At 67.9% G+C, this 19,227-nt stretch carries 19 protein-coding genes; 12 read left to right on the top strand and 7 right to left on the bottom strand.

The window, feature by feature from the left end; translation table 11 throughout:
* Positions 1 to 20: 20 nt before the first annotated feature.
* Complete coding sequence (locus ACT3S2_RS03825; protein WP_444554952.1) at positions 21 to 770, top strand: sulfite exporter TauE/SafE family protein; 750 nt, start codon at positions 21 to 23, stop codon at positions 768 to 770.
* A 61-nt stretch (positions 771 to 831) separates the two neighbouring features.
* Here the strand turns inward: ACT3S2_RS03825 and ACT3S2_RS03830 are convergent, their stop codons facing one another.
* Positions 832 to 1,533, bottom strand: coding sequence for a methyltransferase (locus ACT3S2_RS03830; protein ID WP_444554953.1), 702 nt, complete (start codon positions 1,531 to 1,533; stop codon positions 832 to 834).
* Positions 1,530 to 2,477: an NAD(P)/FAD-dependent oxidoreductase gene (locus ACT3S2_RS03835; protein WP_444561257.1), complete on the bottom strand. Its 948-nt coding sequence runs from the start codon at positions 2,475 to 2,477 to the stop codon at positions 1,530 to 1,532. Before ACT3S2_RS03835 ends, ACT3S2_RS03830 begins: the two co-directional genes overlap by 4 nt.
* 69 nt (positions 2,478 to 2,546) lie before the next feature.
* Between ACT3S2_RS03835 and ACT3S2_RS03840 the strand changes: the two genes are divergently transcribed.
* The 9 genes from ACT3S2_RS03840 (at position 2,547) to ACT3S2_RS03880 (ending at position 13,599) form a co-directional block, all read left to right on the top strand.
* Positions 2,547 to 3,122 carry a helix-turn-helix domain-containing protein gene (locus ACT3S2_RS03840; RefSeq protein ID WP_444554955.1) on the top strand — a complete coding sequence of 192 codons (576 nt, stop codon included), beginning with the start codon at positions 2,547 to 2,549 and terminating at the stop codon, positions 3,120 to 3,122.
* Between the two features lie 107 nt (positions 3,123 to 3,229).
* On the top strand, positions 3,230 to 3,856 hold the full coding sequence (locus ACT3S2_RS03845) for a phosphoribosylanthranilate isomerase (protein WP_444561258.1): 627 nt from the start codon (positions 3,230 to 3,232) through the stop codon (positions 3,854 to 3,856).
* A 109-nt stretch (positions 3,857 to 3,965) separates the two neighbouring features.
* The gene (locus tag ACT3S2_RS03850) at positions 3,966 to 5,159 is read left to right on the top strand and encodes an acyl-CoA dehydrogenase family protein (RefSeq protein ID WP_444554957.1); all 1,194 of its coding nucleotides are present in this window, start codon (positions 3,966 to 3,968) and stop codon (positions 5,157 to 5,159) included.
* Positions 5,160 to 5,214: 55 nt separating this feature from the next.
* Positions 5,215 to 7,344 (top strand): 3-hydroxyacyl-CoA dehydrogenase NAD-binding domain-containing protein, encoded by a 2,130-nt coding sequence (locus ACT3S2_RS03855; RefSeq protein ID WP_444561259.1) that lies wholly within the window; start codon positions 5,215 to 5,217, stop codon positions 7,342 to 7,344.
* The gene (locus ACT3S2_RS03860) at positions 7,341 to 7,961 is read left to right on the top strand and encodes a TetR/AcrR family transcriptional regulator (protein ID WP_444561260.1); all 621 of its coding nucleotides are present in this window, start codon (positions 7,341 to 7,343) and stop codon (positions 7,959 to 7,961) included. The genes ACT3S2_RS03855 and ACT3S2_RS03860 overlap by 4 nt, the downstream gene beginning before the upstream one ends.
* Positions 7,958 to 9,499, top strand: a complete 1,542-nt coding sequence (locus ACT3S2_RS03865; RefSeq protein WP_444561261.1) for a long-chain-fatty-acid--CoA ligase — start codon at positions 7,958 to 7,960, stop codon at positions 9,497 to 9,499. The genes ACT3S2_RS03860 and ACT3S2_RS03865 overlap by 4 nt, the downstream gene beginning before the upstream one ends.
* A 90-nt stretch (positions 9,500 to 9,589) precedes the next feature.
* Complete coding sequence (locus tag ACT3S2_RS03870; RefSeq protein WP_444554961.1) at positions 9,590 to 10,414, top strand: ABC transporter ATP-binding protein; 825 nt, start codon at positions 9,590 to 9,592, stop codon at positions 10,412 to 10,414.
* Between the two features lie 82 nt (positions 10,415 to 10,496).
* Positions 10,497 to 11,483: an ABC transporter substrate-binding protein gene (locus ACT3S2_RS03875; RefSeq protein WP_444561262.1), complete on the top strand. Its 987-nt coding sequence runs from the start codon at positions 10,497 to 10,499 to the stop codon at positions 11,481 to 11,483.
* A 7-nt stretch (positions 11,484 to 11,490) separates the two neighbouring features.
* Positions 11,491 to 13,599: an iron ABC transporter permease gene (locus tag ACT3S2_RS03880; protein WP_444554963.1), complete on the top strand. Its 2,109-nt coding sequence runs from the start codon at positions 11,491 to 11,493 to the stop codon at positions 13,597 to 13,599.
* A 7-nt stretch (positions 13,600 to 13,606) separates the two neighbouring features.
* Here the strand turns inward: ACT3S2_RS03880 and ACT3S2_RS03885 are convergent, their stop codons facing one another.
* The 5 genes from ACT3S2_RS03885 to ACT3S2_RS03905 all read right to left on the bottom strand — a co-directional run bounded on the left by ACT3S2_RS03885 (position 13,607) and on the right by ACT3S2_RS03905 (position 17,459).
* On the bottom strand, positions 13,607 to 14,386 hold the full coding sequence (locus ACT3S2_RS03885) for a hypothetical protein (RefSeq protein ID WP_444561263.1): 780 nt from the start codon (positions 14,384 to 14,386) through the stop codon (positions 13,607 to 13,609).
* Positions 14,383 to 15,195: a hypothetical protein gene (locus ACT3S2_RS03890; protein WP_444561264.1), complete on the bottom strand. Its 813-nt coding sequence runs from the start codon at positions 15,193 to 15,195 to the stop codon at positions 14,383 to 14,385. The genes ACT3S2_RS03885 and ACT3S2_RS03890 overlap by 4 nt, the downstream gene beginning before the upstream one ends.
* Before the next feature lie 71 nt (positions 15,196 to 15,266).
* A complete protein-coding gene (locus ACT3S2_RS03895) occupies positions 15,267 to 16,046 on the bottom strand; it encodes a hypothetical protein (protein ID WP_444554966.1) in 780 nt (259 codons plus the stop codon).
* A gap of 258 nt (positions 16,047 to 16,304) precedes the next feature.
* The gene (locus tag ACT3S2_RS03900) at positions 16,305 to 16,556 is read right to left on the bottom strand and encodes a hypothetical protein (RefSeq protein WP_444554967.1); all 252 of its coding nucleotides are present in this window, start codon (positions 16,554 to 16,556) and stop codon (positions 16,305 to 16,307) included.
* Positions 16,557 to 16,748: 192 nt separating this feature from the next.
* Positions 16,749 to 17,459 carry a hypothetical protein gene (locus tag ACT3S2_RS03905; protein ID WP_444561265.1) on the bottom strand — a complete coding sequence of 237 codons (711 nt, stop codon included), beginning with the start codon at positions 17,457 to 17,459 and terminating at the stop codon, positions 16,749 to 16,751.
* A 215-nt stretch (positions 17,460 to 17,674) separates the two neighbouring features.
* Here ACT3S2_RS03905 and ACT3S2_RS03910 point away from each other — a divergent pair, with 215 nt between their 5' ends.
* Both ACT3S2_RS03910 and ACT3S2_RS03915 read left to right on the top strand, forming a co-directional pair.
* Positions 17,675 to 18,514 carry an NAD-dependent epimerase/dehydratase family protein gene (locus ACT3S2_RS03910; protein ID WP_444561266.1) on the top strand — a complete coding sequence of 280 codons (840 nt, stop codon included), beginning with the start codon at positions 17,675 to 17,677 and terminating at the stop codon, positions 18,512 to 18,514.
* Entirely contained in the window at positions 18,514 to 19,194 is a 681-nt protein-coding gene (locus tag ACT3S2_RS03915) for an aspartate/glutamate racemase family protein (RefSeq protein ID WP_444554970.1), read from the top strand. The genes ACT3S2_RS03910 and ACT3S2_RS03915 overlap by 1 nt, the downstream gene beginning before the upstream one ends.
* Positions 19,195 to 19,227: the final 33 nt, after the last annotated feature.

The following is a 19,227-nucleotide window of genomic DNA, read 5'->3' on the forward strand; positions in this document are numbered from 1 at the left end:
CCCCCCAGTAGGCTGTAGCGGTGGATCTTCAACTCCTGGCCGTGGCGGCCTCCCTGGTGTTCATCGGTGCCGTCGCCCAACGGGTCGCCGGGCTGGGATTCGCCATGCTGGCCTCACCGTTCCTGGTGTTGCTGCTCGGCCCCCATGAGGGGGTGCTGCTGGTGAACATCTGCGGCGTCGTCTCCTCCACGCTGATCACCCCGCGGGTCTGGAAGGACATCAACTGGTCCGCGTTCCGCTGGCTGGCCGCCTTCAGCGTCGTCGGCTCCGTCATCGGGGCGCTCATCGCCACCCGGCTGGAGTCCGCGGTCCTCTCCCTGTCGGTGGGCATCATCGTGCTGATCGCCCTGCTCCTTTCGCTGGGCCTCTCCCGCTCCAGCGTCGCCGTCGGAGGCCCCGGCATCCGTTCCGCCGCCGGGGCGCTGTCGGGGCTGACCAGCTCCATGGCAGGGGTCGGTGGCCCGGCGGTCAGTGCATACGCGGTCCTCACCCGTTGGGATCAACGCTCCTTCGCCGCCACCATGCAACCTTTCTTCGCGGTCACCGGAACCGTCTCCGTGGTGTCGAAGGTCCTCCTCGCCCCGGAGCAGCAACTCATCCTGCCCTGGTGGTACTGGGCGCTGATCGTCCTGGCGATCGTGGTGGGGATCTTCGGCGGTGAACGACTCCAGCGCCACGTCCATGACCGTCATGCCCGGGCATTCATCCTGATCATCGCGTTCGTCGGGGCCTTCGCCGCCATCGCCAAGGGCTGGTTCGGCCTGCTCTGAGCCGGCCGCCCGGCCAGGGCCGCCGGCCGCGGGGGCCGGCAATGCCCTGGGCCCGGTCCTGCTAGTTTCGCCGGGCGACGATGACGGTGTCTTCCAGGTCGACGACGGCGCCCTCGGGGCCGGTGGCCTGCCGCGGCCTGGCCTCCGCGGTGACGACTGTCCACCGGTCCTCGTCGAGTCCGAGGAGTTCGAGTTCCTCGGCGGGGGTGGGGAAGTCGTGGGGGCCGTGGGAGGTGGGGGCCTCGCCGGGATCGTGCCGGTGCCGGGACCAGGGTGGCATGGCGGCATGGGAGACGATCAGCAGGGTGCCGCCGGAGGCCACGGCTTCGGCGGCCCGGCGCAGGACCTCCCCGCGGGGCAGGTCCACCGGGGAAGCCAGGAAGCAGGCGGAGACCAGATCGTAGGTCCCCGGAGGGAAGTCCTCGCCCAGATCGACCTGAAGCCAGTTGACGTCTTCGGCGCCCAGGCCGCGGGAGCGGGCCTCCTGGGCGGCCCGTCCGAGGGCCGTGGTGGAAATATCCGCCCCGGTGACCGTCCAGCCGGCCTCGGCCAACCAGAGCGAATCCCCGCCTTCCCCGCAGCCCAGATCCAGGGCGCTGCCCGGTTTCAGCGGGGAAACAACGTCCACCAGGGCCCGGTTGGCAGCCCCGCTCCAGATCCTTTCGCGCTCGCCGTACCGGGCTTCCCAGAAGGCGCGCGGCTCGATGGGCGCCTCGTCGTGGTGGTGTTGGTGCTCCATGTCGGTGCTGCTCCGTTCGTTCATGCCGCGTGAACCTGCTGTGCTGCGTGGTTGAAATCCTCGGTCACCAGATCCATGTTGACCATGCTGCCAGCCATCGTGCCCGCCGACATGCTCATCGGCACATTGGCCATCGGGGCGACGAGGTTTCCGGCAGCCCAGATCCTCGGGTGACTGGTTTTGCCGGTGGGATCGGCGGCGATGAAGCTGCCAAAAGGTGTCTGCTCCCGCGTCAAACCCAGTCCGTCAAGGTAGGCGTCCTGGGGGTGGAGTTCACCGGCGGTGAAAAGGGCGTCGAGGTTCCGTTGCCCGCCGTCTACCATCCGCACCCCGGTGAGGGCCCCGGCGTCGTTCCTGAGGATGCCGGTGACCTGCCGGTTGTCGATCACCACGTCCCGGGAGGCCAGGGTGGTGGCCAGTGCGTCGTCGATGGGCCCGGCGCCGGCGCTGAAGAGGACGACGTCGTCGCTCCACTGGCGGATCAGCTGCGCCTGGTGCAGGGCCATGGGCGAGGTGGCCAGGATGCCGAGGCGTTGACCGCGGACCTCCCAGCCGTGGCAATACGGGCAGTGCAGCACATCGGTTCCCCAGCCCGCGGCGAGGCCGGGCAGCGGCGGGAGTTCATCGCTGATTCCGGTGGCGGCCACGAGGCGGCGGGCAGCATGGTGCCGGCCCTGGGTATCGGTCACGGTGATACCGGCGTCGGTTGCCACGACGGTTGCGGCTGCCGCCGTGCCGAACTGGACGCCATAGCCGGCGACCTCGGAACGGCCGCGGGCCAAGAAGTCCTCGGGGGCGGTGCCGTCGTGGCCCAGGACACCCTGGATCCCTGCGGCGAAGCGGTTGCGCGGGGTGCCGGTGTCCAGGACGAGCGTGCTGCGGAGCGAGCGGCCGAGCATCAGTGCTGCACTGAGACCCGCGGCGCCAGCGCCGATGATGATGACGTCGTAGTTGCTGTTGGTTTTCATGCTTCTACTGTGGAACCCCCACTGCTATGATGGCAAATATCTTTGCAGAAACAGCAAGAAGGGAAAGATGTGAAGGATACGGTTCTCGAGCAGATCGGCCCCCGACTCCGGGCTGCCCGGGTGAAGCAGGATCGGACGCTGGAGGATCTGGCCTCCAAGACCGGCATATCGGTGTCCACGCTCTCGCGGCTTGAATCGGGCAAGCGCCAGGCCAGCCTGGAACTGCTGTTGCCGCTGACCCGAGCGCTGCGCATCGGCATCGACGAGCTCATCCCCGCCGAGGTGCCCGACCCGCGCGTCCGCCCCACCCGCAGCATGCACCACGGCATCCAGACCCTCAGGCTGTCTCCGCCGAACTCGCCCACGCAGACGTTCAGGATGACCTATCCGGGACGCCAAGTCATGCCGGAGCCCCGCGTGCATGATGGATACGACTGGCTGTATGTGCTCTCCGGGAAATTGCGCCTGCTGCTGGGGGATCGGGACCTGGTGCTCGAACCCGGGGAGGCCGCCGAATTCGATACCCGGATCCCGCACGCCATGGGATCGGCGGATGGCCGATCCGTGGAGGTGCTGAGCATTTTCGGGGGAGACGGCGAACGCATCCACACCAGGGTTTCCGACGGCGACCGACCCGGCGACTGATCCGCCGGCCCTGCCCTCGGACGGCTGGCCGAGGCACGGCCCCGTGCAGGATACTAGGGGAGCACCCCGGCGAGCTGCCGGGCGGAGGCGAGGAGCGGAGCCCGGACATGACCGAACGCTATGTGAAGATCTGCGGGTTGAGCACGCCCGAAACCGTGGCTGCCGCCGTCCAGGCCGGGGCCGATGCCCTGGGATTCATCTTCGCCCCCGGCAGTGTGCGGACCGTGGAGCCGGGGGTGGTCCGCCAACTGATCAACGACGTCCCCGCAACGGTCGAAACCGTAGGGGTTTTCCGCAACCAGCCCCTCGATGTCGTCCTGTCCACCGCGGCAGCGGCAGGAGTGTCCACCGTCCAATTGCATGGTGAAGAACCCCTGGCCGATATCCGCGCCGCCCAGGAGGCTGGTTATCGCACCCTGCGGGCCTTCTCCGCCCCGGCGTATGCCGCCCTGTCCTCGGCCGATCGCGCCGAGTGGGCCGCCGAGCGGATCCTGCTGGACGCCGTCGACCCCGGGGCCGGTGAGACCTTCGACCCCTCGGTGCTGGCCGGCCGGGCCCCTGAGGGATTCTGGCTGCTGGCCGGAGGGCTCACCGTGGACAATGTCGCGGCCCTGCTGAACAGCTCGGGGGCCACGGGCGCCGACGTCTCCAGCGGGGTGGAATCCCGGCGCGGGGTCAAGGACACCGGGTTGATCCGCGCCTTCATCGCCGCAGCACGGTCGGCGGCCGGCTGAGACGGTCGCCGGTCCACCGAAAACCCTTGCCCGAGAAACAATTTGCAGTTAGTGTGCAAATTGTTCGGGTTGCTCGACCCGCCAGTTCCCCCCACCACAGGATGGCAGCGTGAAAAACGGTATGACGGTCACCAGCGACTACTTCCTGCTCGACGAGGAACTCGACGATGCGGAGATCGCCCTGCGCGACAGGATCCGAGCCTACGTCGATACGGATGTCCTGCCCATCATCAATGAGTACTGGGAACGGGCCGAGTTCCCGCACCAGCTTCGCCCCGGCTTGGCGGGCCTGGGCATCATCGGCGGCACCATCGAAGGGTACGGGTGCCCGGGGTTGAGCCGCCGGGCGGCAGGAATCGTCGCCCGCGAAATCTCCCGCGGCGACGGCTCCATCAACACCTATATCGGCGTGCACTCATCGCTGGGTATGGGGACCATCGCCATGCTCGGCAGCGAGGAACAACGCCAACGCTGGCTGCCGGAGATGGCCACGCTTCAGCGCACGGGGGCGTTCGCGCTCACCGAACCAGAGCACGGTTCCGACTCCGTTGCCCTGGAAACCAGCGCCCGCCGCGAGGGCGGAGAATGGGTCCTCAACGGGCATAAACGCTGGATCGGCAACGGGGATGCCGCCGATATCGTCGTCGTCTTCGCCCGTGACGCAGCCGACGGCCAGGTCAAGGGATTCGTCATGGAGAAGAACGACGACGGTACCTACCCCGCAGGATACGAACCCACCGTGATCACCGGGAAAATGGGCAAACGGGCGATCCGGCAATCCGATATCGTGATCTCGGAACTGCGCGTTCCCGCGGCCAACCAACTGGAGAACTGCCACTCCTTCCGCGATGTCTCCCGGGTACTCACCGCAACCCGTGGCGGCGCCGCCTGGGAAGCGGTAGGCCACGCCATGGCCGCCTACGAAATCGCCGCCACCTACGCCGGTCAGCGCGAACAATTCGGCCAACCGATCGCCAGCTTCCAATTGGTGCAGAACAAGCTGGCCAATATGCTCTCCGAGCTCACCGCCATGCAATTGATGTGCACCCGGATGGCCGAGCTGGCAGAGACCGACCGACTCACCGGTCCGATGGCCTCCATGGTCAAGATGTCCACCGCGCAGAAGGCCAAATGGATCTGCAACGAGGCCCGGGACATGCTCGCCGGGAACGGTGTACTCATCGAACGCCATATCGCCCGGCATCTGACCGATATGGACATTGTCAGCACCTATGAAGGGACCGACTCGATCCAGTCGTTGTTGGTCGGCCGGGACATCACCGGCATCTCAGCCTTCAAATAACCCTGCCGCCGAATCAATAGCCTGCCAGTACCTGCACCCCCACCGGAAGGGCTCCATGACCGACCGCAGCTCCCGCCCCGCGCCCCGGGTCGCCCTCTCCCGGCACGACGACGTCGTCCTGCTGACCCTGTTGGCTCCGCCGGTCAACGCCCTGGGGCAGGCGGCCCGCACGGCGATCGCCCAGGCCCTCGATGACGTGGCGGATCTGTCAGGTGTGCGCGCCGTGGTGCTCACGGGCACGGAGAAGGCCTTCTCCGCCGGCGCCGACATCACCGAATTCGGTGGCTCCACCGACAGGATCTCGCTGCCCGAACTCGTGGACCGGATCGAGTCGTTGGCCCTGCCGGTGACCGCAGCCATCTCCGGGGTGGCCCTGGGCGGGGGGCTGGAATTGGCGATGGCCGCCCACAGGCGGGTCGCCCACCCCGAGGCCCTGCTCGGGCTGCCGGAAATCACCTTGGGGCTCATCCCGGGGGCCGGCGGCACCGGGCGGCTGCCGCGACTCGTCGGGCCCGAACGGGCACTGGCCATGATCCTGACCGGAACGCGCGTCGGTGCAGCCACTGCCGAAGGTGACGGGCTCATCGACGCGGTTCTTGATGGTGGGGATTTCTCCTGTGCCGCCGTCGCCTGGGCGGCTTCCCGGCTCGACGAGGAGCCCGGAACCGAGTCGACGCCCCCCACCAGAACCCGTGACCTGAACCGGCGGATCGCCGAAGCTTCAGCCGTTCCGGGAACCATCGAACGCCTCGCGGCCCCGGCACTGCGCAAGGCCAAGGACCCCTTCGCGGCCCGGGCGGCAGTGGACTCCCTCGCCGCAGGCATCGAGCAGGGATTCGACGCCGGGGCGGAGCTCGAACGCGAGAAGTTCCTGGAGCGGCTGGCCAGCGACGAATCGGCGGCCGGTCGCCACCTCTTCGCCGCCGAACGGGCCAGCCGCACGCCCCGGGCCCTCGCCACCGCCCCGGGAGAAACAGCCGCCCGCGACGTGCGGCATGCCGGAGTCATCGGTGCCGGGACCATGGGCGGGGGCATCGCGTTGGCCCTGGCCACCGCGGGGGTTCCGGTCACCGTGGTGGAAACCTCTGCCGAAGCCCTGGACCGCGGCCTGACCCAGGTCCGGGCGACTCTGGACGTTTCGGTCTCCCACGGCAGCCGCAGCCCCCAGAGGGCCAACGAACAATTTGCTCGCATCAGCGGAAGCCTCGACTACGCCGACCTGGCCTCGGCAGACCTCATCATCGAAGCGGCCTTTGAGGACCTGGACGTCAAAAAAGAGATCTTCGCCCGACTGGATGCCCACGCCAGCGAGGACGCAGTACTGGCCACGAACACCTCCTACCTCGATGTGGACGCACTCGCCGCCACCACGGCCCATCCCGGCCGCGTGCTGGGAATGCACTTCTTCAGCCCCGCGAATGTGATGGAACTGGTGGAAGTCGTCCGGGGGGAGGCCACCGAGACCCGGGTTCTCGCCACAGCGGTTTCCTTGGCCCGGCGGCTGGGCAAATGCCCCGTCGTGGTGGGGGTCTGCCATGGGTTCGTGGGCAACCGGATGCTCGAAGTCCGCGCCCGCCAGGCCGAGGCCTTATTGCTGGAAGGGGCGCTTCCGGGGCAGGTCGATGACGCGTTGACCGGTTTCGGTTTCCGCATGGGCCCGTTTGCCATGGCCGATCTGGCCGGGCTGGATATCGGTTGGCGCAACCGCCAGGCCCGGGGCACCACAGCTGCCGTCAGTGACGCGCTCTGCGAGGCCGGCAGGTTCGGGCAAAAGACCGGAGCAGGTTTCTTCGCCTACCAGGGCCGTGAGCGTCAGGAGGACCCCGCAGTCACCGACATCATCGAAGCTGCCAGCGCCGAACAGGGGATCGAACGCCGGGAAATCGACTCCGCGGAGATCCTCGAACGGCTGCTCTACCCGATGATCAACGAAGGTGCCCGGATTCTCGCCGAGGACATCGCCGAACGCCCCGGGGACATCGACCTCATCTGGGTCAAAGGCTATAACTGGCCCGCCTACCGGGGAGGGCCCATGTTCTACGCCCAGCAGATCGGGTGCGCCCGGATCGCCGATCGGCTCCGCCAGCACGCCCGGGCCACCGGGGATCCGACGCTGGAACCGGCCCCCTGGCTGACCGAGGCGACCCCGGACGGCCAGGGCGCCCCGGGAAATGGTCGAGCATGAACGACGTGGACGGCCGCAGCGCCCGGGCCGAACGCACCCGCTCCCAGATCGTCGACGCCCATTTGGGGCTGATCACCGACGGGGAACTCAAACCCACCGCCCGCCAGGTGACTGAACGCGCGGGGGTGTCCCCCCGGACGCTCTGGGGCCACTTCACCGATATGGAGGCGGTGATGGCCGCCTCCGCCCGCCGACAACTCGATGACCGGGCCTCGGCCTTCACCCCGCCGCCCGAGGGCACCGGCCTGCCCGCACGCATCCAGGCCTACGCGCGCCACCGGGCCGCAGCCTTGGAGGAACTGGCACCACTGGCGCGGGCAGCCGATGTGCAACGCCCCTTCTCACCCGTGCTGCAACAGAATCTGCGTCAGAACCTGGAGAGAATTCGCGCAGAAATCGAAGCCCATTTCGCCGAAGAACTTGATCGGCATGAGGCGGGGGAGCGGGAACGACTCGTCGCGGCCCTGGTCGTCGCCTCCGACTGGGCCAGCTGGCAACTGCTGCGCCAGTACCTGGAACGTTCCGTTGCCGACGCCAGAGCAGTGCTGGAAACCTCGGTGGCCGCCCTGCTGGCAGCCCCATCCGTATCGGATCCCAGGAAGGAAAACCCGGCATGACAGCATTATCCCTCGCCGCCGTTCTGGAAGGGTCGGCGCGCAAGTATCCGCAGAAGACGGCAGTGATCAGCGAAGGAACGTCCTACACCTACGCACAGCTATGGGGCCAAGCGCTTCAACAGGCGGCCTCGTTGGCCGGTGCCGGGATCCGCGCCGGTGACGCGGTGGCCATCATGAGCCCCAACGTCGTGGACTTCCCACGTTCCTATTATGCCGTGCTCGCCGCCGGCGGGGTGGTCGTACCGGTCCACCTGCTGCTCACCGTCCCGGAGGTCGTGCACGTGCTGGCCGACAGTGGCGCCACGATGCTGATCTGCCACCCCTCCTTCCTGCCGGTCGGAGGTCCCGCGGCCGCGGAAGTGGGGATCCCGGTGGTGACCAGCGCCTGGCCACAGCCGGACGCGGAAGACCCGGGCCTGGACGCTGGACTGGAACCGGCGAAGCTGGCCCACTATGTGGCGCGTGAAGCCGAGGACCCCGCCGTCGTCTTCTACACCTCGGGGACCACCGGCACCCCCAAGGGGGCCATCCTGACGCAGGTGAACATGGTGATGAACGCGACCGTATCGGCGGTGGACGCCAACGACGTCCACTACGACGACGTGGCGCTGGGCTGCCTGCCGCTCTTCCACGTCTTCGGGCAGACCGCGAGCATGAACGCAGTCTTCCGGCTCGGCGCCACCCTGGTGCTGCTGCCCCGGTTCAGCGGCGCCGGGGCGCTGGGGTTGATCCGCGAGCACCAGGTCGACGTCTTCCATGGTGTGCCGACCATGTTCCACCAGCTGCTCGCCTCCGCCGAGGGCGAATCCGAACTACTGAGACTCAGGCTTTGCGTCTCCGGGGGAGCTGCCATGGCGCAGACGTTGATGGAGCGGTTCAACGCCGCCTTCGACGTGACCATCTTTGAGGGCTACGGCCTCTCGGAAACCTCACCGGTGGTCTCCACGAACACCCCTAACGCCGGTGTGAAACCGGGCACCGTGGGGCCGGCGATCTGGGGTGTCGACGTCATGATCAGCGACCGCACGACCCCCGAGACCCTTGCCGAACTGCCCCATGGCGAACTGGGTGAGATCCTGGTGCGCGGGCATAACGTCTTCGCCGGCTACCTCGGCAACGCGGAAGCCACCGAAGCGGCGATGATCGAGGGCTGGTTCCGCACGGGGGACCTGGGCACCATGGACGACGACGGCTTCATCACGGTGCTCGACCGCACCAAGGACGTCATCATCCGCGGCGGATTCAACGTCTACCCGCGAGAGGTCGAAGAGGTCCTCTCCCGCTGCCCCGGCATCGAGCAGGTAGCGGTCATCGGGGTTCCCGACGAGGAACGCGGCGAGGAGATCTGTGCCGTGGTCATCAGGGATACCGGGGACGACGGCGCAGAGCCCACCGCGGAGGACATCATCGCCTGGAGCAGGACCCGGCTGGCCAAGCATAAATACCCGCGGCGCATCCGCTTCGTCGGCCAGTTCCCGCTGGGGCCCAGCCATAAGATCCTCAAACGCGAACTGCGCCGCGATGTGGCGGGGGAGTAGCTCACGGTTCCGGGCATGGGGTTCCCACACCGATGCGGATCACACCACAGGTTGGTCAGTAAGGTGAGCCTAAGCTAATATGTTTGCGTGATGTCCAATAAACCTAATGTCATGCTCACGGCCGACGGGTTGAACCTGCGCTACGGAAGCACCGACGTCGTCCACCATGCGTTCCTCACGCTGGAACCCGGCCGCATCCTGGCGCTGGTGGGCCCCAACGGCAGCGGCAAATCGACGCTCCTGCGCGCTTTGGCCCGGCTGCATGATGCCGAGTCAGGGGCCCTGCAGCTGGAAGAAGCCAGTGCCAGCACCGATGCCCTGGCCCTCAAACGTAGTGAGTTCGCCCAACGGGTGACCTTGCTGGCGCAAAGCCGTCCGGTCCCGAACGGGCTCAGTGTGCGCGACGTCGTGGAATTCGGCAGGCACCCCTATCGGGGACGCTGGCGGGCGGCCGACCCCGACGGGGCGGCAGCGATCGAACACGCCATGGAGCTGACGGGGATCACCGAGCTGGCGAACCGCGGTGTCCATGAACTCTCAGGAGGTCAGCTCCAACGCGTCTGGCTGGCCAGCTGCCTGGCCCAGGACACCTCGATCCTGCTGCTCGACGAGCCGACCAACCATCTGGACCTGCGCTATAAGGTCGAAATCTTCGACCTGATCCACGATTTGGCACGCGACCATCAGGTGGCCATCGGCGTCGTCCTCCATGACCTCGACGAAGCCGCCGATATTGCCGACAGCATCGCCGTCCTCTCCGAAGGCCGCATCCTCGCCAACGCCCCGGCCGAGCAAGCCCTGGAATCCGGGCTGCTGAGCAGGGTCTACGGCATCGACGTCGTCACCCATACCGACCCGTTCACGGGACGGCTTCGCACCCACGCCCTCGGCAAACGCGCCGGCGCGCTCGTCTAACCTGCCGGCTTCACGCCCGCCGCCCGCCCCGGCGGTGGAACACCCCTGCCTCCGACCACCGATCCGAAGGAACCCCTGCCCCATGAAGCTCCTGCGCCCCCTGCTCATCCTGACCACTGCGACCCTGCTGCTGACCGGTTGCGGTACCACCGAAGAACCCGCCGGGAGCACCGCTGACGGTCAGGCCCCGGCCGAGTCCGCCGGCCCGGTCACCCTGACGGACACCCGTGGAAAAAAGATCGAACTCGACGCGCCGGCCACCCGGGTCGTCGGCACCGAATGGGTTGTCGTGGAGGACCTGGTCGCCCTGGGAGTGATGCCCGTCGGGGTGGCCGACGTCAAGGGCTACACCGACTGGGTGACAGCCGAACCCCTGGACGATACGGTCACCGACATCGGCACCCGGGGCGAGCCCAGCTTCGAGACCGTTGCTTCGCTGGACGCGGATCTGATCGTGGCCACCACGGATCTGCCGGAGAACGTCATCGCCCAGCTCGAGGACCTGGCCCCGGTCTTCGTGATCACCCCGGCCGATGCCAGCCGGCAAATTGACCAGGCCACCGAGAACCTGGACCTGATCGCTCAGGCCACCGGCACCGAGGAAGCCGCCGCGGCGACCATCGACGACTATGAGAAGGCCGTCGCCGAGGGGCGGGACACCCTCGCAGATGCCGGGCTGGACGGGGCCCGCGTGGCCTTCACCGACGGTTGGGTCGCCGACGGCCAGGTGTCCCTGAGGCCCTACCCCGCAGGATCGTTGCTGACGGATATCAATACCGAGCTGGGCCTGGAAGCACCATGGACCCTGGAGGGCGACCCCGCCTATGGGCTCGCCACGACCGACGTCGAGGCGCTGACCAAACTAAAAACCGACCATTTTGTCTACATCGGCAGCCCCGTCGACGGGGACTTCACCGACGCGCTGAAGGATAATGCGGTGTGGACGTCACTGCCTTTCGTGCAGGACGGGAACGTGGAGCGCCTCGATGACGGGATCTGGATGTTCGGCGGCCCCTCCTCGATGACTCAATATGTCAAGTCCCTGGTCTCCACCCTCACCGCTTCCTGAACGCCGGATGAGTCTCGACACCGAACGGGCCTCCCCGCCCCAGGACCCAGAACGGCGGACGACGCCGGGACGCCGGGGCCGGGGGATCGCCGTGGTCGCCGCCAGCGGGCTGGGCCTGCTGGTCCTGCTGGGGCTGATCCACCTGGGCCAGGGCACCGCCACCGTGGGGGCGGCCGATCTGCTGCGGATCCTGAGCGGGGAAGGCACCGACCAGCAGACCGCCGTCCTGCAGGCCTCACGCATTCCGCGGTTGCTGGCCGGGTTGCTCGTCGGGGTGGCGCTGGGATTCGCCGGGGCCGGGCTGCAATCGGCCACCCGCAACGTGCTGGCCTCCCCGGACACCCTGGCGGTCGACGCCGGGGCCCATCTGGTCATCGTCGCCGTCGCGGCCTTCGGGGTGGCCCTGCCTTCGCTGGCCTCCGGCGGGCTGGCCTTCATCGGCGGTCTGGCCGCCGCCCTGCTGGTCCTGGGGCTCTCCGGGGCGGGAGGTTCCGGCAGCGGCGGGCCCATGCGTCTGGTGCTGGCCGGAACCGCCATCGCGCTGGGATTGTCCTCGGTGACCTCGGCGCTGTTGCTGCTCTTCAACCAGGAAACCACCGGGCTGCTGGCCTGGGGCAGTGGCAGCATCGGGCATACCAGCAGCACCGATCTACGCGAATTCTCCCCGCTGATCCTGCTCGGTGCGGTGGGTCTGCTCCTGCTGGCCCGCCGGTTGGATCTGCTTTCGCTGGGCGATGATGCCTCCCGGCTGGCGGGAGCCGACCCGCGGGCCGGACGAATTGCCGCCGTCGTTCTGGCGGTCCTGCTCGCCGCCTGTTCGGTCACCATTGCCGGCCCCATCGGCTTCGTCGGGCTCTGTGCCCCGGCGATCGTGAGGTTGCTGGCCACGAGGGTCGACGGACTCATACGACACCGGGCGTTGCTGCCGGTCTCCGGACTGGTCGGGGCCATCGTGGTGATCGGTGCGGATGTGCTGGTGCGCCTGATCCTGGGGGCCGCAGCCGGGGTGGAGGTGCCCACCGGAGCCGTCACCACGGTGTTCGGGGCGGTGTTCCTGGTGGTGCTGGCCTACCGGATGAGAGATGCCGGAACGGCCATGATGGGCGATACCCTGGCGAAGCTGAGGTCTCCGGCCAGGTATCTGGCGGTGGTGGCCGGGCTCGTGGTCCTGCTGGTGGGCTTGCTCGGGGCCGGGGCGTTGCTGGGGGACGCAAAACTGTTGCTCGGGGATCTGTCGAACTGGCTGATGGGGAACGCGGGCCCGACGGTCACCGCCGTCCTGAACACCCGGCTGCCGCGGGTTGTGGTGGCCTTGTTGGCCGGGGCCGCCCTGGCGTTCGCCGGCGCCCTGATCCAGGCCATCTCACGTAATCCCTTGGCCGAACCCGGTTTGCTCGGCGTCTCCGCGGGTGGGGGACTGGCGGCCATTGCGGTGATCACCACGGTGCCGTTGGCCGGGGCCTGGCTGATCACCGGCTCGGCGCTGGCGGGTTCGACCCTGACCGCCGTGTTGGTGTTCGGGTTGGCCTTCCGCGGTGGGCTGCAACAAAACCGGTTGGTCCTCATCGGCGTCGGGATCTCCGCCGGGCTGGCGGCCCTGGTGGCCATCATCCTGGTCTCCACCGACCCGCATAACCAGGCCAAGGCGTTGACCTGGCTCTCCGGCTCGACCTATGGGCGCAGCTTCGACTCGGTGCTGCCGCCCCTGGTGGCGCTGCTGCTCGCGCTGCCGGTGCTGGCCGGGGCGCGTCGTGACCTGGACCTGCTGGCCGTAGATGACGATTCGCCGCGGGTCTTGGGCATCAGCCTGGCCCCGGCGAGGTTGGTCCTGCTCGCCACGGCCGTGATGCTGACGGCCGGCGCCGTGTCATCGGTGGGGGTTATTGCCTTCGTCGGTCTGGTTGCACCGCATGCGGCCAGGAGCCTGGTCGGATCACGCCATGCCCGGGTTCTGCCGGTTGCCGCGTTGCTGGGGGCCTGCATGGTGGTGTTGGCCGATACGATCGGGCGTACGGTCATCGCCCCGGCGCAAATCCCCGCGGGCATCATGACCGCCCTGGTGGGGACCCCCTATTTCGTGTATCTGCTGTGGAGGTCCAAGGCGGGGCAACGGTAGGGCAGTTTCATTCGGCGAGCAGACCGGCGTGCTTGTTGGCGTAGCGGCGGGCCTTGCGCACCTGGCGCATGGTGCGGGGCACCAGAACCGCCACGAAGATCACCAGCAGGATCAGGAAGAGGATACCGAAGAAACCGCCCTGACCCACGAGGGCTTGGCGGGCGAAGATCGTGCCCGTCGAGGCAAAGAGGTAACCGAAACCGTAGGTCTGCAACGGGACGGACACCGGCAGGACCGAGGCGACGCGGGCGGCGTGGATCTGCTCCTGTCCGTCCAGGTCCATCTCCCGACCGCGCAGGACCACCTGGTTGATCCTTTTCAACTGCTCCTGGCTGTTTCCTGCGGCACGCAGCAGTGCCTGCCCCACGGACGTCGCGGAGAAGATGGCCGTGAAGGCGGCGGCCAGAAACAGCGCCTGGAGGTACCCGAGCAGTGTTTCAAACGCCGCGGCGGGTGGATTGGTGGCGCCGAACCAGGCGAAGAGGACGACGCTGATCGCCAGCCCACCGCCGAGGACGGCGCCGACCAGGGCGAACCTGCGGGCGAAGATGACCGGGGTGGCTTCCGCCCAGGAGGCGATGGCCCGTCCGCCACGCAGCGGATCCGGTGTGGAAAAGGCGTCCCTGAGCCGCCACCAGAGCGGGAACCCCAGGATCACCAAGAGCCCCAGCCCGGTCACCAGGGCAGGAACCGGGGACCCGGGCGCCAACTGGCCGGCGCCCAGGGCCGCGAACAGGACGAGCACGGTTCCGCTGATGGTGTAGGTCAGGAAGAACCACGTTTTCATCGGTCCTCCACGTTGGCGCTTGAGCGTTCGGCGAGAGGACGGGGAAGGTTTTCGCTGGCGTAGTGGCGGGCCCGACGTAACTGCCCGGCCACATAGGGGATCCGGATGAGGGCGAGCAGAAGAAGCAGGGCCGGGAGGAGGAAGTCGAAGATGTCGCCCTCGCCCAGCGCGATGTTCCTGCCGAAGCCCACGGCGAGGAACGCGAGGAAGAAGGTGATGCCGAAGCCCCGTAGACGCAGCCTGAGCGGTGCCACGATCGCCACGCGGAGGGCCACCAGTCGATCGTGCTCGGTGAGGGGGAGGTCCTTGCCGCCCAAGGCCACCTGGTTGATCCGCTTCATGGACTTCCGGGAGTCACCGACCGCGTCATGGGAGGCGGTATCCAACGGCACGGAGGTGATGGTGAGCGTGAAGGCCGTCAACACGAAGAGCCCCTGGATGATGTAGGAGAGCACCTCCAACGCCTGGTCCGGTGGCTCGTGGGCACCGGTCAGGGCGAAGACGATGACGCTGATCGCCAGGGCCACCCCGAGGAGGATTCCGGTCCGGGCGAAATTACGGGCGAAGACCTCAGAGGCCGTATCCGCGGTCCAGATCTGCTCCGGAGGGCCGCCACCCAATGGGTTGGGTTCCGAGAAGGCATGCCTGAGCCGCCACCAGAGCGGCGCCGCGAACAGCAGCAACAGGCCCAGGCCGGACAACAGGGCCGGAGCCGGGGAGGCCGGGGCCAGCTGGCCGGCGACCTGGGTCCCGAGCAGGACCACGGGCGTTGCCAGCAGGAGGTGGAGTTGGAAGAGGGTGGGTTTCATCTGGAGGACTGTTCTCCCGTGGGTCGGCGATGGGGCCGAGGGTAGTCCTCGTGCCCCGGGCGTCTGGGCGTTCAGTGGGCGGGCTGGGGCGTGTTGGTGCGGGCGTAATGGCTGGCATGGCGGATCTGCCGGGCCAGATGGGGAAGGTAGATGAGTACGACGACGCCCATGAAGACCAGGAGCACGGCGGGCATCACCTGGCGTTCACCGGTCAGGAGCGTCTCGATGAAGGCGGTGGCGAAATAGCCGTAGAGGTAGAACAACCCGAATTTCTGCAACGGCAGGACGACCGGGACGACGAGCGCCATGCGGTTCGCCGCACGCCGTTGAGGGTCGGTGAGGTCGACGTCCTTGCCGCCCAGGACCGCCTGGTTGATCCGGGGCATCTCCCCGGGGGCGGCTTCGGCGGCGTTGCGCAGGGCGCTGTTCAACTCGAACGTGACGATGATGGTCGTGAGGCCGGCCACCACAAACACCATCTGCAGTTGGAAGGACAGGGACCCCAACGCTTCGGGGGACAGATCGGTGGCGCCGGTCAGGGCGAAGGCGATGACGCTGACGGCCAGCCCCGTGCCGAGGATGGCGCCGACCAGGGCGAATTTATGGCCGACCAGCTGCCGGGCCTCGGCGGTCCAGAACAGGGCGGAACCCTCGCGGCGTCGGATGCTGGCCACGGACAAGGCCCGCCGGAATCCCCACCAGAACAGCGAGCCGAGGACCACGAGCAGGCCCAGGCCGGCCACCATCGCAGGCACCGGCGACCCCGGGGCCGCCTGGCCTGCACCGTAGGTCGCGCACAGGACGGCCAGGGTGCCGGCGATGGTGGCGACGAGGAAGGCTGCGACTTTCATTATTGGGTGGAACTCCCGCTGGTCGAGGTGCCCGGAGGCTGGTTCTCTCCACGCTACTGCCAGGCCGCTCGGTCGGCGACCTTGGCTGCCCGGGGTCTTGATGGGAACTGCACGGAACTCGATCATCAGTCCGCCGTCGTCAACGTCCACCCGACAGGGCAGGGAGGTGCCCGGCGCACCATGACGGGCGAGTAACGCACAGCGCGGGGCAGGTCCCGCGAGCCGACCTGGGTTCAATGGGTCACCTGGATGCACCGATCAGGGACTCCTCCTGCCGGTACCAGTGGATCCAGTGGCCCGGTTCATCAGTGGGGTGGGTACCTGATGATTCTCGACTTCAGCCGTGGAAACCCCGGGCCCGAAGGAACTCTCGTCGAGCTTGCGGTACTTGTTCCGAACCGCAATGCGTGCAGAACAAACGAGTACGCCCACGGTGAGCACGACGATGAGGATCGAAAGGCTCGTGAGCTCAGCAATATTCAGCGAAGCGATATCGATGTTCGAATTCATGCCCATGCTCGCTGCCCCCCACAGTGAAAGAAAACCGCGGCTTCAGCCTACGCCTCTCAGTTGGGGGGGAGGCCGGTCATCCGCCACGGGCCGCGCGCCCGGAGGCGACTGATGAGGAGAATCAAGGGGGATGAGTTCATGACTCTGGAAGGGCCGGGTAGTGCAGCCGGGATGCGGTGACGGACCCGGAAGTCACGGCGGGGAGACATGCGTCGTCTTGGCTTGCTGCAGCGAGGTGAGCATCGCCTTGATCTGCAGGTATTCATGGGTGCGGGTGTAGGCCTCCAGCCGCTTCGTCCCCTTCAGCTTCGAAGACACCCCGGCCAGCGGGGTATCCGGTCCGATCTCCCGGCGGAACACGCCGCTGCCGCCCACATAGGAAAAGCGGCGGGGCAGGGCGGAGACTTCATCATCGGATTCCTCCTGCGGGCTCAGGGCCATCGAGGCGTCCGAACCGTCCTTGCCCAGTGCGTCGTAGACGAATGCGTGGTCCTCGATGAACGTCGGGGCCGAATCGAACCTGGTGTAGGGCCGGTCCTGATCGCCGGTTTCCGCCTCCGCCATCGGGGCGTCGCCGGAGACGAACTCCGCCATGACCTTGCCCTCTTCATTCAGGACCCGGAGGTGGCCGGCCTCGGGGCGGTGGGCCAGCAGAGGATCGACCTCCAGCTTCTCCACGGTCCAGGTCGGTGGCGCCTCGAACTCGAAATAGCCATCGGCCACGGAACGCACCAGCATCCGGATCCGGGTCGAATCGGTGGCCGCGGCACTCGGGGTGGCGGTAGTGCTCTCGGGGGGTGGCGTATGGGGTCCGGGTGCGGGTGCGGCGCAGGCCGTGAACAGGACCAGCGATACCAGTGCCACGACGCAGCGTGCCACGGGACGGCGTGGTGAAAAGTTCATCGTTTCCCCTGGAGAGACCTCCCGGTACTCGGCGGCCCGGGACACAAGACGTGATGATCCGCATCCTATGTAGAACGGGTGGAAAAATCTGCTTACCCACGAGTACGTGACCATCTGAAGTCGTCAACGGTCCTCCGGGTGGTCTACCGAAGCCTGGAGTTTGTCACCACGCATAGGATGGAAGGCCCGAAACTTCTTCAAGGAGAAAACCAAACATGACTGTTTTGATGGCCGGATGTGGCGATGTGGGGACCGAAGCAGGACTACGCTTCGCCGCGCTCGGACATCGCGTCGTCGGCTGGCGGCGTTCGCCCGAGGTGCTGCCCGGGGCCATCGAGCCGGTGGTCGCGGACCTGACCGGCGAATTGCCTCCCGTGCCGGCTGACACCAGCATCGTGGTCGTGGCGCCGGCGGCGGGGGCACGCAACGCGGACGCCTACCGGCAGGTCTACCGGGAGGGGCTGGCCAACGTCCTGAATGCACTCGAACGTGACGGTGTGCGCCCCGAACGCATCATTCTGGTCTCTTCCACGGCGGTCTACCCCAACGTCGACGGGGCATGGATGGACGAGGTAAGCCCCGTGGATCCGCCAACAGCCACGGCCGCGGTGCTCTGTGAAACCGAAGAGCTGCTGGCCGCCCGTGCCCCCCAGGGCACCGTGCTGCGCCTGTCAGGTATTTACGGGCCCGGCAGGACGCGCCTGATCGACCAGGTACGCACCGGGGAGGTCGACCCGTCCGTCCCCGGGCGCTATACCAACCGCATCCACCGCGACGACGCGGCAGGAGCGATCGTGCATCTGGCCACCGCCGTGGATGCGCCGGGCCCGCTGTATCTGGGCGTCGACGAGGAGCCGGTCAGCCAGCTGCAGGTGCTCTCCTTCCTCGCCGGACGCCTGGGGATGCCCTGGCAGGAAGCACCGAACCCGGGGGAGCCGGCAGGAAAACGCCTGCGGGGCGACCTGCTCCGTGCCAGCGGCTACACGTATTCCTATCCGAGCTACCGGGAAGGCTATGCGGCGGTGCTCGAGGGGTCCGGGGTCCGCCACCCGTGATGACCACCCCGGCCGGAACCGGCGGCCTGGTGCTGCTGGTCAATCCGAACACCAACGAGGACACCACCGCCCTGATGGCCGACATCGCCGGGCGGGAGCTGGCCGGCTCGGGATATGAACTGCGCGCGGTCACGGCCCGCTCCGGACCACGGATGATCCTGGACTCCGGGGCCCTGGCCGAGGCAGCGACCGAAGTCTGCCGCACCGTCCACGAGATCCTGGCCTCGGACCAAGGCAGCCGGGTGGCCGGCGTCGTCGTGGCGGCTTTCGGGGACCCGGGCCGTGGCCGGTTGGCCCGGGAACTGGGGATCCCCGTCGTCGGCATCGGCCAGGCATCCATCCTGGCCGCGGCCCGGGGCGGCCGACGGTTCGGGATGGCCACCACCACTCCTCGTCTGGTTTCCTCTTTGGAACGGCTCGCCGACGAGCATGCCGAGGCGGGGCTTTTCTGCGGGGTCGAGACCACTGCCGCGGGCCCGTTGCAGCTGGCCACCGACCCCGAGGCACAATTCGCCGAACTGCAGAGCGCGGCACTTCGATCCTGGGCGGCCGGCGCCCGCGCCGTCATCATCGCCGGGGGACCGTTGAGTGAGGCGGCCCGTCGGCTGGCCACGGGCGGTGCCGTGGAGATCATCGAACCCATCCCCAGTGCCTGCGCCCTGATCCGCGAACGCCTCTGAGGGTGTGTTCTTCACCACCGGGGAACGCCCCGG

The organism is Arthrobacter sp. AOP36-A1-22, assembly GCF_052377615.1.
GTDB lineage: Bacteria > Actinomycetota > Actinomycetes > Actinomycetales > Micrococcaceae > Arthrobacter_H.

Excerpts from the sequence above, each read along its gene's own strand:
- ACT3S2_RS03830 (WP_444554953.1), bottom strand. The coding sequence starts at position 1,533 with ATGAACGAACGGAGCAGCACCGACATGGAGCACCAACACCACCACGAC.
- ACT3S2_RS03835 (WP_444561257.1), bottom strand. The coding sequence starts at position 2,477 with ATGAAAACCAACAGCAACTACGACGTCATCATCATCGGCGCTGGCGCC.
- ACT3S2_RS03845 (WP_444561258.1), top strand. The coding sequence starts at position 3,230 with ATGACCGAACGCTATGTGAAGATCTGCGGGTTGAGCACGCCCGAAACC.
- ACT3S2_RS03855 (WP_444561259.1), top strand. The coding sequence starts at position 5,215 with ATGACCGACCGCAGCTCCCGCCCCGCGCCCCGGGTCGCCCTCTCCCGG.
- ACT3S2_RS03860 (WP_444561260.1), top strand. The coding sequence starts at position 7,341 with ATGAACGACGTGGACGGCCGCAGCGCCCGGGCCGAACGCACCCGCTCC.
- ACT3S2_RS03865 (WP_444561261.1), top strand. The coding sequence starts at position 7,958 with ATGACAGCATTATCCCTCGCCGCCGTTCTGGAAGGGTCGGCGCGCAAG.
- ACT3S2_RS03870 (WP_444554961.1), top strand. The coding sequence starts at position 9,590 with ATGTCCAATAAACCTAATGTCATGCTCACGGCCGACGGGTTGAACCTG.
- ACT3S2_RS03875 (WP_444561262.1), top strand. The coding sequence starts at position 10,497 with ATGAAGCTCCTGCGCCCCCTGCTCATCCTGACCACTGCGACCCTGCTG.
- ACT3S2_RS03880 (WP_444554963.1), top strand. The coding sequence starts at position 11,491 with ATGAGTCTCGACACCGAACGGGCCTCCCCGCCCCAGGACCCAGAACGG.
- ACT3S2_RS03885 (WP_444561263.1), bottom strand. The coding sequence starts at position 14,386 with ATGAAAACGTGGTTCTTCCTGACCTACACCATCAGCGGAACCGTGCTC.
- ACT3S2_RS03890 (WP_444561264.1), bottom strand. The coding sequence starts at position 15,195 with ATGAAACCCACCCTCTTCCAACTCCACCTCCTGCTGGCAACGCCCGTG.
- ACT3S2_RS03895 (WP_444554966.1), bottom strand. The coding sequence starts at position 16,046 with ATGAAAGTCGCAGCCTTCCTCGTCGCCACCATCGCCGGCACCCTGGCC.
- ACT3S2_RS03900 (WP_444554967.1), bottom strand. The coding sequence starts at position 16,556 with ATGAATTCGAACATCGATATCGCTTCGCTGAATATTGCTGAGCTCACG.
- ACT3S2_RS03905 (WP_444561265.1), bottom strand. The coding sequence starts at position 17,459 with ATGAACTTTTCACCACGCCGTCCCGTGGCACGCTGCGTCGTGGCACTG.
- ACT3S2_RS03910 (WP_444561266.1), top strand. The coding sequence starts at position 17,675 with ATGACTGTTTTGATGGCCGGATGTGGCGATGTGGGGACCGAAGCAGGA.
- ACT3S2_RS03915 (WP_444554970.1), top strand. The coding sequence starts at position 18,514 with ATGACCACCCCGGCCGGAACCGGCGGCCTGGTGCTGCTGGTCAATCCG.